Origin of the sequence: Kurthia huakuii LAM0618 (genome assembly GCF_000505545.1) — a bacterium.
In the GTDB taxonomy this organism is placed as follows: domain Bacteria; phylum Bacillota; class Bacilli; order Bacillales_A; family Planococcaceae; genus Kurthia; species Kurthia huakuii.
This window is the reverse complement of the sequence record NZ_AYTB01000017.1, coordinates 196,618-209,478: the sequence shown is the minus strand read 5'-3', so window position 1 is coordinate 209,478 and position 12,861 is coordinate 196,618. Positions and strand designations below refer to the sequence as shown.

The following is a 12,861-nucleotide window of genomic DNA, read 5'->3' as shown; positions in this document are numbered from 1 at the left end:
CTTCCTAACTAGGCAGCACTTCTTTTTTATAATTCATATTTTAAAATTTTCCCCGTACTATTTTTCGGTAACATCGGAATTTGTCGAATATGAGCTGGACATTTATACCGGACTAAGCGCTCCTTGCAATAAGCTTTTAACGCCTCTTCATCTAATGCTTCATCGCTCACAACAAATGCGACAACTTCTTCATCTAGCTGCGCACTACGCTTTCCAACGACTGCTACTTCTTTTATTTTTTCATGACTGTAAAGCACTTCTTCGACTTCTTTTGGATAAACATTATAACCTCCAACCAAAATCAAATCTTTTTTACGATCAATAATCGTAACATAACCTTCATGATCGACAAAAGCTAGATCTCCGGTGCGTAAATAATCATTTGCGAACGCTTTCGCCGTTTCCTCTTGATTTTTGTAATAACCAACCATCACATTAGGACCACGTACTGCTAACTCTCCAATATGTCCTTTAGCTACTTCCGTAAACCCTTCATCAATAATTTTAATATCAACATGTGGAATTGCTGTTCCGACTGTTCCAATTTTAGCGCGTCCTATTGGATTAAAACACGTCACTGGCGATGCTTCTGACAATCCGTATCCCTCTGCAATCGATACGTGAAACGCTTCAGCAAATTTTTCATGAATAGCACGTGGTAATGGCGAGCCACCAGAAATTGCAAGGCGTAAACTACTCAAATCATGTGTGCTAGCAGTCTGTACCATATAATTGTACATCAATGGTACACCCGCAAAGAGTGTTGCTTGCTCGCGTGCAATCGTTTCAAGTACAACTACAGGGCTAAAGCGTGGTAAAATGATTAATTTTGCGCCAACAAATAACGGTGCATTCAATACAACTGTTAACGCAAAAACATGAAATAACGGTAACGTCACGATCACTGTATCTGTATTTTCATAGTGAAAAAACTGAGCTACATCGCGCGCATTGCTATACAAATTATGATGTGTCAGCATCGTACCTTTAGGCTTTCCTGTTGTACCTGATGTATATAAAATAAGCGCTAGATTTTCATCGACGACATGCCAATTGCCCGGTGTACAACTTTTTACGCGTGATAACTCTTCGATTGTTGTATGTGCGAGCGTACCTATTTTTTCAGATGACTCAACAATCGCATACGTTACATCGCCGTCATTTAAAATATACGTTAGTTCAGTAGCAGTATAATCTGGATTCAACGGCACCGCTACTGCTCCCAACGTCCAAATAGCATATAAACTTTCAACAAATGCTGAGTGATTATGCATCAACAGAGCAACATGTTGTCCTTCTACCACACCTTGTGCACGTAAATGTGTGGCAATCCCTTCTATACGTTCACATAACGCACGATAATCAAGCGTTTGTTGTTCGAATACCAATGCTACTTTCTCACATGGTTGACTTGCTAACTGCTGTAGTAGATTCAACATACATCACCTCTTTATATTTCATTATACAAAAAAGGAATCGCACCTGAAACAGGACGATTCCCCAAGCTTATTTTAGATGTGCTAAGTAACGCCATCGAATCAAATAAAAGTACAATAGTTGTAAACTCGTCATGACACCAACAACCGTAATAAGCGTCTTAGCAATTGATAAATCAGCGATTCCTTCCCAAAATACTTGGAGGCCAATAAATGCAAAGCTACTATTAACAACAGCTACACCCCAAGGTAAGAAAAATTGTGGTATAAGCTGTCGGTTAACGAGTTTACGAATTTCTCGGTCCGTTACACCCATACGTCGCAATGTCGTATACTGCATTTGGTCACGATCTAAATTCGCGTACAATTTAAAGTAAATAAAACTGCCAGCTGCAAGGAAAAATACCGCTGATGCCAAAATACCGATAAAGAGAATGAGCGCAAAGGTCGAGCGCAAAATCTCATAATCAATTCCATTATTTTTATAATAAAACGGTGTGGTTCCTTCACTGTTCGTTATAGTGGCTTCAGTCATAATATTATCAAGCGCATGTCCAACAAATTGTGTGGCAGTCCAATCCTCTACCGTAAACGCAAAAATCTTATCAATACGGCTGCCTGTATGATAACCTTCTTTCAAATTATAAAGCCGTGCATAATCATTTTTATCAACAATAATTGCATTGACTCCTAATTGATCTTTTGAAAAGAAGCTAATCGGATACGAACCTTGAATTCGTACACCGACATTATTTTCAACGAGTGTGGTTTTCACATCAACTGTATTCAACGTTTTATAAGCTTCCTCCGAATATGGAATAAACATCGCATGACCACGTTTCAAATCAACAGTTGGTTCATCAAGTACTTTTGCAAGTTGATTGAATTGTTCCTCATTGACGACTTGTATAGCCTTTCCGGTCTCAGATGATGTTTGTGGTTTCACTTCAAGTATCGATAACTGATACGCTAAATTTCGTGCGTTTAACTCATCTTCTAAACTAACTAGATGTTGATATTCATACGGATTATCTAGCTTACTTATATAGAGCATGCTGATCGGATTAAGTTGATGATATTGATGTGTAAATGCAGACATCGAACTCAATGTACCAATCGCTAAAAACGATAACGTTGATACGATTGATGAAATGAAAAACATACGCGAATTTACTTTTAGCATCTTTGCATACTCTGACCATGCAAGTAATCGATACTTTCGCCAGTACAGCCTTTTGAACTTACGCAAAATATCGATGATTAACAACGTAGAATCACTAAAAAAAAAGTACGTACCAATCATCATAATAGGTGGTACAACAAGTGCTAAAAACAACAAATTACTTTTATCAACATTTAACATAATATAGTACGTTAAACCGAGTAATAAAAACCCTGTAATTGCACCCATTTTTGAATAATGTTGTGCTTGGATATCCTTTTCAGTGCCTCGTAATAAATAGATAAGCTCCTGATCTTTAATCGTTAGCACACTCAAATGTGATACAACAATAAAGAGTGTCGTAAATGTCATAATCGTTAACATAAATGGCTTCCACGAAAAATAGATTGGTAGCGCTGAAATTTGTAAAATCTCGCGAATGACCATAAAGAAAAATTTCGAGAATGCAAAACCAAATATAATCCCGACAACAATCGAAGCAAAACCAATGAGCATCGTTTCAAGCGTCACAAGTTTATTGAGTTGTTGTTTTTCCATCCCAAGCTGCATAAGAATACCAAATTCTTTCGAGCGTGCTTCTAAAAAGGCACGCATGGAATAAAACAGGAAAAATAACATAAACAGCACTAAAATAATTTGTGCAAGATACATACCTCGAAAGGCAATGTCGATCATAAATTCATTTTCTACTTTTGGATGATACATAAGCATTGAGTAAATAAAGAATACTATTACCGACGACACACTAGCTAAGAAAAAGGCGGCATAAATACGGTGGTTTCGTACAACGTTACGATAAGCGAACTGACGAAAAGTCACCGACATGACCTCCTAATAGGCTCAACACATTTAAAATGCGTTGGAAGAACGTTTGGCGATGGTCTTCACGATAAATTTCGTTAAAATACTCACCATCTTTAATAAAGAGCACGCGGTCACAATAACTCGCTGCAATTGGATCATGTGTCACCATAACAATCGTTGTATGATCGCGTTTGTTAATTTTCCCAAGTAATTCCAGTACATCCTTTGATGAATTAGAATCTAAATTCCCCGTTGGTTCATCCGCCAAAATAAGCGTTGGTTTATGAATAAGTGCGCGACCAATCGCTGTTTTTTGTGCCTGACCACCTGAAATTTCATTAGGCAAACGATGCAAAATATCTTCCATACCTAAATGTTGTGCAAGCTCTGCAACACGCACTTCCATTTCATTCACATTCATATTATCGAGCGTCAATGGTAACACCATATTTTCTTCAACATTTAACGTTTGCAACAGATTAAAATCTTGAAAAATAAAGCCTAGTTCGCGACGGCGGAAAAAGGCTAGCTCATTTTTCTTCAATGTATGTGGGTTTACTCCATTGACTAAAATTTCTCCGGCTGTTGGGCGATCAACTGTTGAAATCATATTCAGTAGTGTCGTTTTCCCACTACCTGATGGTCCCATAACAGCAATGAACTCACCCTTCTCTACTTCAAAACTCAGTTGGTTAATCGCACGATGCGTCACCTTACCTTCATATACTTTTGTCACATCATTAATTGTTAAAATCGTCATTGAAAGTCCTCCCACTTATGACAAATTGAACGTCACAGTTACGGTCGTGCCTACATTAACTGTTGAATCAATTGTTAGTGTATGTCCGAGCTTCCGACAAATTTCATCTGCTAAATACAAGCCCATTCCTGTCGATTCACCTGACTTACGACCATTTTCACCGGTAAAGAATGCTTTTGTAACACGTTTCAAATCCGTTGATGGAATCCCGATTCCCTCATCGCGCACGCTTAGCTTCAATTCATTTGTCGTTGCTTCCGTTGTAATATAAACTTTTTTACCATCCTTAAATGTATACTTCACAGCATTTGTAATAAATTGTCCAATAATAAATTTCATCCATTTCGAATCGGTCATCACAAAAATATCTCCTTCAATTTCGACACTCGGAAAAACACGATTCGTAATAAATAAACGTTTGTTTTGATTGACGACTTCCATAACAAGATGTTTCAAATCAACTTTCTCAATATGCATATCTTCTTCAAATGTATCCAATCGCGCATTCATTAAAACCATTTCAAGTCCATGCTTTAGGCGTTCTACTTCTTCCTGCACACCTTTTTTATCAAGCGCATCAGGATCTTGTAGCATAAGCTCTAAAACGGCAAGTGGTGTTTTCATTTGATGCACCCATTGATTCATAAATTGTAGATGACGATTTTGCGTTGCATAAAGCTCTTGTACCTCTAGCTGGTAAATACGATAAAGCTCGTGCAAATACTCTTCACTCTGTACTTGTTCAGCTGTTTTCCCAGTAGATTGCAAGGCATCTTCCATCGTTTTAGGTACTTGTAAAATTTTTTCATAATAACGCTTACGAATAATGTAACGTGCTGCTAAAAAAGTGCCTGTCAGCATCAACGTAATTAAAATCGAATAAATCGCTGTATTCATATCGCGGAAGCCATCTAACCAATACAACACTAAAATAAAGCCGACAAGAAAAACTTCGAATACAATAATCGACACATGCTCACGCAAGAATAACCACATCAGTTGCATGACTACACTTCCTGACTATTCAATACAAAACGATATCCTGCACCACGCACAGTTTCAATAGTCGACAATATATTGTAATCTGCTAATTTTTTACGCACACGCGTCATATTAACATTCAATGTATTTTCATCAACAAATGCTTGATCATCCCATAATTCTTCAAGTAAACGTTCACGTGATACTACTTTTGGTGATTCACCCATTAACAATTCTAAAATGACACTTTCTTTTTTTTGCAATGCAATTTGATCCATTTTTGTATGCAATTCCATACGTTCTAAATAAAGCGTCAATTGCCCTAATTTAATTGTGCGCTCTTCTTGTTTTGTCGCATATTCACCATATGTACGACGTAACTGACTTTTAATTTTCGCTAATACAATCTCATAATGGAATGGTTTTGTAATAAAATCATCGCCACCATTTTCAAGCGCAAAAATTTGATCCATCTCACCTGAACGAGCCGAGATATAAATAATTGGTACCGTCGTAAACTGACGTAATTGACGGCACCAATAAAATCCATCATAGGATGGTAAATTTATATCAAGCAATACGAGATGGGGGGCGAACGCTTTAAATTCTTCTATAATTTGATCGAACATTTCCACTGTTTTCACTTCGTAGTGGTACTTGCGAAGCGTATCCGCAAGCATATTTGCGATTTTCATATCGTCTTCTACGATTAAAATCCGGTGGGTAGTCATCAATTTCCCCTCCATTTCTAATAATTAATACATTAACTCCACAAAATCTTCTAATGAAGTTCCACCAAAATAGCGTGGCACATCAATATCTTTTAACGCTTCAATAATCGCTTCTTTTTCATAGCGTTTTCCAACTAATGCTTCTTCAAGGTCATTCATATCCCCGATGCCAAAAAAGTCACCAAAGATATGGACGTTTTGCATGATCCCTTTGTTCACGGTTAAGCGCAAATCAATAAAACCGGATGCAAATTTTTTCGAACGTTGAATGTTGAATTTTGGCGATTTGCCATAGTTCCATTCCCATTTTTGGTAGCGTTCTTCTGAAATTTTATGAATTGCAGCCCAATCGTCGTCTGTTAAATCATAATATTTCACGTTATCTAGCCCATCAAAAATAGATTTTAAAATTTCTAAACGGAAATCTTCAACTACCATCGATTGATCTTCTAATAACTCTTTCACATTTGTTACACGTGAACGTACAGATTTAATCCCTTTTGATTCGATTTTTTCTTTTTTCGGGCGTAGCGCATTTACAACTTCATTAATATCCGCATCAAACATCAATGTTCCATGACTAAACATACGACCATTTTTTGAAAACATCGCATTTCCTGAAATTTTACGACCATTCGCTAAAATATCATTACGGCCTGATAACTCTGAATCAATGCCCATATTTTTTAGTGCATCTACTACCGGCTGTGTGAATTTTTTAAAGTTTTGGAAGTTGTCACCGTCATCAACTGTTAAAAAGCTGAAATTTAAATTTCCTAAGTCGTGGTACACAGCGCCACCACCTGATAAACGACGTACAACGATAATACCTTTTTCATCAACATAGTCTGTATTAATTTCTTCAACCGTATTTTGATTACGGCCAATGATAATAGATGGTTGATTAATATAGAAAAGTAACAAGCCTTCATCAACATTTAAATTGTTTAATGCATACTCCTCAATGGCTAAATTAATGCGTGGGTCATGAATGCCCTTATTATCAATAAATAACATGGAATAAATCCTCCCTTTTTCGTTCTATAAATATTTTAACTTAAATTTGATTTTTTGTATTGACTTTTAATCTTCTGTTATAATACAATTAGTTACAACAAATCAGTAATATAACAGATTGAAGGAGGAGAAGTAACATGTTAGAAAACGTAGTAGAATTTTTCAAGAACTTACCAGCAAAGAATTGTGCAGAATGTGGTGAAAAAATTGAGGAACAAAGTGAGTGCTACTCTAACACTTGCGAAAAATGCAATTCTCTATAAACCTTAAAAACTGAGTATTACTGGATTAATGGCTACCCCAATAGCTATTAATACTTTCATTCATAAATCTGTCGTTTTAAACTTTATGAATCTATAATTAAATCGCTTAATCAAAAGAGGACACGCCCCCAACGTGTCCTCTTTTTTCGTCATACAAAAAAGAGCTGCTTAACACAGCTCTTTACTCTTCTTCAAATTCATATAATGGTAAGCATAACGTCACAATCGTTCCTGTACCAACAGTACTTTCAATCGTCCATGAGCCATTGTGTGCCTTCATCAACTGATTAACAATAGATAAACCAAGCCCACTACCACCATCACTTCGACTTCGCGCCTTATTTACCCGGTAAAAACGTTCTGCTACATGTGGCAAATCTTCAACTGGAATACCCATACCATGGTCCTCAATTTCTATCTTTGCCATCGCACCAACTTTACATGCACGCACCGTAACATTAGTACCTGGTTCTGAATAGCGGATAGCGTTTTCAATTAAGTTAACGACAATTTGTTTGAGTTTTTCATCATCCGCTTCGACAATAAGTGTTTCATCTGCTTCTAACGTCAACGTCATCTCTTTTGCATGTGCTCGTTGGTCCGCAAGTATAAGCGCTTCGCGTAATGATTCCGCTAACGCAAGTGGCATTAATTCTAACTTTTCAACACGTTCAGCTCGCGACAACTGCAACAATTCTGTCGTTAATTTTTCCATACGTTCAGCTTCTCGCGCAATAAGTTGTAGCTTTGCTTCACATTCATTTTGTGGAATCAATCCTTTTGCAAGTGCTTCACTATAACCTTTTACATAGCTAATTGGTGTTCGCAATTCATGTGATACATTGGCTAAAAATTCTTTTTGTTGTTCATCACTTTGCTGAATTGCCGCAGCCATTTCATTAAATGTCTCGGATAGTTGACCAATCTCATCTTTCGACGTCACATCAACTCTCGTCGTATAGTCCCCGTGCGCCATATCATGCGCTGCAACCTGTAATCGTTTTAATGGCTTCATAATAAAGCCAATTCCCTTCATGGTCATAAACGTCATAAATGCTAAAAAAATAAATGCTGCAACGGCAATCAATGTGATATCTTTCGATGCTAATTCAGTAATTTTTTCGAGTGGGAAATATAAATATAAAATCCCTTCTAATCGTTCGCCATCGACAAGTGGTACGACAACAGAGATCAACTGCCGGTCAAAGCGCTTTTCATACCCTTGCTTGATAATGAACTCGCCTTTTACGAGTTGTTTACGTTCTTCAGGACCGATAAGTGTATCATAATCGATATCAAACGGTACGCAGGCGCTTAACTCACGCGGATTACGTACCGCAAAGACATTCATATTAGAATATATATTATAGCGATCGATGTCTGCCACAAATTCATCGTTCACCTTGCCGCCTTCATACATATTTGCAAGTTTCGTACCGACTTCAATCATCGCATCTTCCGTATCTTGCACATATAAACGCTCATATAAAAAGTTTGTCAATGCATACATAAACAGTACAGTAAATGCTAAAAAAGCGACGACTAATAACCAAATCTTCGTCGATAGCTTTTTCATTATTGATCACACCCAAAGCGATACCCGATGCCCCACACGGTTTGAATGTAATGGCTAGCTTCTTTTCCAAGCTTTAGACGTAACGTTTTAATGTGTGTATCTACCGTGCGAGTCCCGCCTTCATAATCATGTGACCATACTTGTGTCAGCAATTGTTCGCGCGTATATACAATATTAGGATGTTTCATAAATAAATGTAGTAAATCAAATTCTTTCATCGTTAACGGGACACGTTTATTATTAAACGTCACTTTGCGTGCTACCTCATCAAGGAATAATCTTTCATAATGTAAAATATTTACCGATACCGGTTGTGTCGCCCCCGTACGTCGCAACACAGCTTCAATACGCGCTAATAATTCATCGCCGCTAAATGGTTTCACAATGTAATCATCGCCACCTAGGCGTAAGCCATATACCTTATCTTCATCCGCATCTTTCGCTGTTAAAAAAATAACCGGCACATTAGATGTTTCGCGAATTTCAGCACACACATCAAAGCCATCTTTACCTGGCATCATGACATCGAGTAGCACAAGATCAATATCAAGTTGCGCTAATAAATCGAGTGCCTCCTGTCCATTTGAAGCCTCATATGTTTTAATTTGATCTTGCTGCAACATAATGCGCACTAGTTCGCGCATTTGTTGCTCGTCATCTACAATTAAAATCGTCGTCATCTATTTCTCCCTCACTAACAATTGGAATGGGCCAGCGCCTACTGTTTGACTACGCTCTACACTCGTCCCATCCGTCCAATAAATTTTATGATCGTCATAGCCCGCAACAACAATATGTCCTGCAAAACTTGCAAGTGCAAATGGATTTGCTCCTACTTCTTCGCTCGAAATTTCCTTACCATGTACATCTAATTTATGTAGAATATTTTCACCATGGCTCAGTACATAAATCTCATCATGTTGTTCTAAAAATGCAATTGGCATCATTGGTAATTTGAATTTTTCTAACATTTTTCCACTATGAATATCAAGTCGTACGACCGCATCATTTGGCGTACTCCCTGAGCCATGCCCACCAATCCACAATTCATCACGTACAGCTAACAATCCATTCGAAGAAGCTGGAATTTTCCAATCTGCACGTTTTTGTAATGTTTTCGCATCGAGTACACTTAATGTTGTGTCTTTGAAATTCACAACAAATAATTGCTGTTCATATCGTAGCATCGACATTGGATATTTTCCTGTTTTTTGCTTTGCATGCTCATTGCCATCTATGTCATAAGCTGTTATAGTATTCGTCCAACTATTCGCTAAATACACTAATTTTGTATCAGCATCATAGAGGGCGTTTGTCGTACCTTCACCCGTATTAATTTCTGCTATGCGTTCTCCTGTACTTAGTTGAATAAGATCGGCATGGTCAAGCTCATGTCCATACAATAAAATTCGATCATCGTCAATTAACGTCGCACCACTATATGCTTCTGAAAGTGGCCATATTGCAAGTTGCTTACCATTTTTATCTATAAAATCAAGCGATGGTTCTTGAATGTTGACTGACGCAATAAAGTCTGTTTGTTGTTCAATCTCTGGGTATGTTGAATGATTGCACGCCGCAAGTAAACTTGCAAGAAGCATCATCCCAAGTAATTTTAATCGCACAATCATTCCTCCTTCATTAGTGTAATTGTACCGAATCGTTGTGAAATGTTTGTGAACTATTTAAGTCAAAACAAAAGAGGCTTGCTACATGCATGCCCCTTCATCTAGTCTATTTGAATAGCTCTTTTAATAATTCTTCTGCGTTGTTCATCCCTTGTTCAATACACTTCGGTAAAGAAATTCCTTCATACGAATTACCAGCAAGACGCACTGTTGGAAACGTCTCATACAACTTCTCTTTAGCACACTTAATACGGTCAACATGACCAATTGTATATTGAGGCATTGAATCTTTCCAACGAGAGACAACGGTTTTAAAAGGCTGTTCTGTAATACCTGATAATTGCTGTAAATCTTCAATAACTGTTTTTTCAATTTCACTATCTGATAACTCAACGATTGCTGCATCGCCAGTACGCCCAATATAACAATTCAATAAGGCATAACCTTCTGGTGCAATATGTGGCCATTTTTTCGTTTCATTCGTTACAGATGTTAATGAATAATCGCTATTGCGCGACATATAAATATCCGTTCCATCAAATGAAGCTAGCGTCTTTTCATCAAAAATCATTGATACTGATGCAACCGTATTAGATGGAATCGATTTTAAATCTTGTAATAGCTCTTGCTTTTCAAAAAGCTTTTGCGCAGCCTGATGTGGTGTCGCAATAATGACGCCATCAACTGTTAACATTGATTTATTGTTAAGCTCTAAACACAGTTGCTCATTCGACTGCATAATTGATTGAACGCGCACACCTTTCATCAATTGACCATCAAATGCGTCAGCGAGTGAATCAACCAATGTATCCATACCGTCCGCAAACGTTTGCACCGAAAAAGCGTTATGCTCTTCTGTAAACGTCCGTGGATCCATCGATGTCAGTTCGCGACGCATACCACGCATGACACTTCCCGCCTCTTGCTCATACTGTAAAAGTATTGGTAACGTTGCTTGAAGGCTAAGCTCATCAATGTCGCCGGAAAACACGCCCGATAGAAAAGGCTCAATTAAGTTTTGTACAAATTCTTCTCCGAAACGGCGACGCATAAATTTACCGAGAGATTGATCCCCATCAATCCGACTCGGTGGCAGCATCAAATCTGCTGTAGCTCGTACTTTTCCGCTCCACGACACCAAGCTTGATGCCATAAATGGTTTGATTTGTGTTGGAATCCCTAAAATAGTGTTCTTTGGGACTGGCTGTAATTCTTTGTTGTTTACTGCGATATATGTTTTTGCTTTTTTCGTCTTCACTAAATCATGATCAATACCTAGTTTCGTCGCTAAATCTAAAACAATATGATTGCGATCAACAAAAGAATCTGGCCCGCGTTCAATTATAAAACCATCCTTGCGCAACGTTTGAAGTTTTCCACCTAAGCGATGAGAACCTTCTAATAATACGATTTCTAATGGATAGTGATGTAATTTCGCCTGTTCCTGCAAATAGAACGCTGCCGATAAACCGGTGATTCCCCCACCGATTATGGCGACCCTTCGCTTATTGTCAGTCACATGTATCATCACTTTCTCTATTATTTCACGTTGACCTTTTGAACGGCATCTGCCATCGCATCGATGAATAGTGCATCATCATTAGGCATTGCTGGTCGATGATAGTTAGCACCTAATTCTTCACATACTGTTTTACATTCGTAGTCATTATCATACAGTACTTCTAAATGTTCTGCGACGAATCCAACCGGTATATAAGTAAATGAGCGATACCCTTTATTATTGTATAAATCACGTGTTAAATCTTGTACATCTGGTCCTAACCAAGGATCTTTTGTTTGACCTGCTGATTGCCAGCCAAACGCTACATTTTTCACACCTGTACGTTGTTGTAATAAATCTTTTGTTTCAAATAATTGTTCAGCATATGGATCGCCCATCGCAATAATTTTCTCCGGCAGCGAATGCGCACAAACGACTAAACATGCTGTTTCGCGTTCTTCTTCTGACATTCCAGCAAATTCTACATTAATCTTTTCAGTCCAGTATTGGAGGAATTTTTCTTCCTTATACCAGCTATCAATCCCTGTGAACTTAAAGTCTGTATCGATTGTTTGTGCTTTTTCAAATGCGCGTGTATGATACGCTTTCGTTGAGAACGAAGAGAAATGGGGTGCTAATACAATCCCTACCGCTTCTTTAATACCATCTTGAATCATTTGCTCAACGGCATCCTCAATAAATGGTGAAATATGTTTTAAGCCAATATACACTTTATATTCAACAGCATCTTGGATTGCATTTAAACGTGCACCTAATGCATATGCTTGTTTTTCAGTTGTTGCTGCTAGTGGTGAAATACCACCAATTGCTTGATAACGGCTACGCAAGTCTTCAATTTGTTCATCTGTTGGACGATGCCCACGACGAATATGTGTGTAATACGGAATTAAATCTTCATCTTTTTGTGGTGTGCCATATGCCATCACTAATAAACCAATTTGCTTTTTCATTATTGTTGTC

At 37.8% G+C, this 12,861-nt stretch carries 12 protein-coding genes; 1 reads left to right on the top strand and 11 read right to left on the bottom strand.

The genetic code is table 11. The features are described from left to right. Positions 1-26: 26 nt before the first annotated feature. The 6 genes from V514_RS19350 to V514_RS0116115 all read right to left on the bottom strand — a co-directional run bounded on the left by V514_RS19350 (position 27) and on the right by V514_RS0116115 (position 6,912). Positions 27-1,439 (bottom strand): class I adenylate-forming enzyme family protein, encoded by a 1,413-nt coding sequence (locus V514_RS19350; RefSeq protein WP_235073511.1) that lies wholly within the window; start codon positions 1,437-1,439, stop codon positions 27-29. A gap of 67 nt (positions 1,440-1,506) precedes the next feature. Next, on the bottom strand, positions 1,507-3,444 hold the full coding sequence (locus V514_RS0116135) for an FtsX-like permease family protein (protein ID WP_235073503.1): 1,938 nt from the start codon (positions 3,442-3,444) through the stop codon (positions 1,507-1,509). Further along, positions 3,410-4,183 (bottom strand): ABC transporter ATP-binding protein, encoded by a 774-nt coding sequence (locus V514_RS0116130; RefSeq protein ID WP_029500895.1) that lies wholly within the window; start codon positions 4,181-4,183, stop codon positions 3,410-3,412. The genes V514_RS0116135 and V514_RS0116130 overlap by 35 nt, the downstream gene beginning before the upstream one ends. Positions 4,184-4,198: 15 nt before the next feature. Continuing rightward, positions 4,199-5,188 (bottom strand): sensor histidine kinase, encoded by a 990-nt coding sequence (locus V514_RS0116125; protein ID WP_200864039.1) that lies wholly within the window; start codon positions 5,186-5,188, stop codon positions 4,199-4,201. Between the two features lie 2 nt (positions 5,189-5,190). After that, a complete protein-coding gene (locus V514_RS0116120; RefSeq protein WP_029500893.1) occupies positions 5,191-5,895 on the bottom strand; it encodes a response regulator transcription factor in 705 nt (234 codons plus the stop codon). Between the two features lie 24 nt (positions 5,896-5,919). Then, entirely contained in the window at positions 5,920-6,912 is a 993-nt protein-coding gene (locus V514_RS0116115; RefSeq protein ID WP_029500892.1) for a lipoate--protein ligase, read from the bottom strand. Positions 6,913-7,049: 137 nt separating this feature from the next. Between V514_RS0116115 and yhfH the strand changes: the two genes are divergently transcribed. After that, on the top strand, positions 7,050-7,175 hold the full coding sequence (gene yhfH, locus V514_RS20080) for a protein YhfH (RefSeq protein ID WP_081715080.1): 126 nt from the start codon (positions 7,050-7,052) through the stop codon (positions 7,173-7,175). Positions 7,176-7,356: 181 nt separating this feature from the next. Here yhfH and V514_RS0116105 read toward each other — a convergent pair whose 3' ends face one another. From V514_RS0116105 to hemH, 5 genes are all read right to left on the bottom strand, one after another. Next, positions 7,357-8,751 (bottom strand): sensor histidine kinase, encoded by a 1,395-nt coding sequence (locus V514_RS0116105; RefSeq protein WP_029500891.1) that lies wholly within the window; start codon positions 8,749-8,751, stop codon positions 7,357-7,359. After that, complete coding sequence (locus V514_RS0116100; protein WP_029500890.1) at positions 8,751-9,431, bottom strand: response regulator transcription factor; 681 nt, start codon at positions 9,429-9,431, stop codon at positions 8,751-8,753. The genes V514_RS0116105 and V514_RS0116100 overlap by 1 nt, the downstream gene beginning before the upstream one ends. Next, the gene (locus V514_RS0116095; protein ID WP_235073495.1) at positions 9,432-10,382 is read right to left on the bottom strand and encodes a YncE family protein; all 951 of its coding nucleotides are present in this window, start codon (positions 10,380-10,382) and stop codon (positions 9,432-9,434) included. Between the two features lie 103 nt (positions 10,383-10,485). Then, a complete protein-coding gene (gene hemG, locus V514_RS0116090) occupies positions 10,486-11,907 on the bottom strand; it encodes a protoporphyrinogen oxidase (protein ID WP_035945004.1) in 1,422 nt (473 codons plus the stop codon). Between the two features lie 11 nt (positions 11,908-11,918). Continuing rightward, positions 11,919-12,851, bottom strand: coding sequence for a ferrochelatase (hemH, locus tag V514_RS0116085; protein ID WP_029500887.1), 933 nt, complete (start codon positions 12,849-12,851; stop codon positions 11,919-11,921). Between the last annotated feature and the right edge of the window lie 10 nt (positions 12,852-12,861).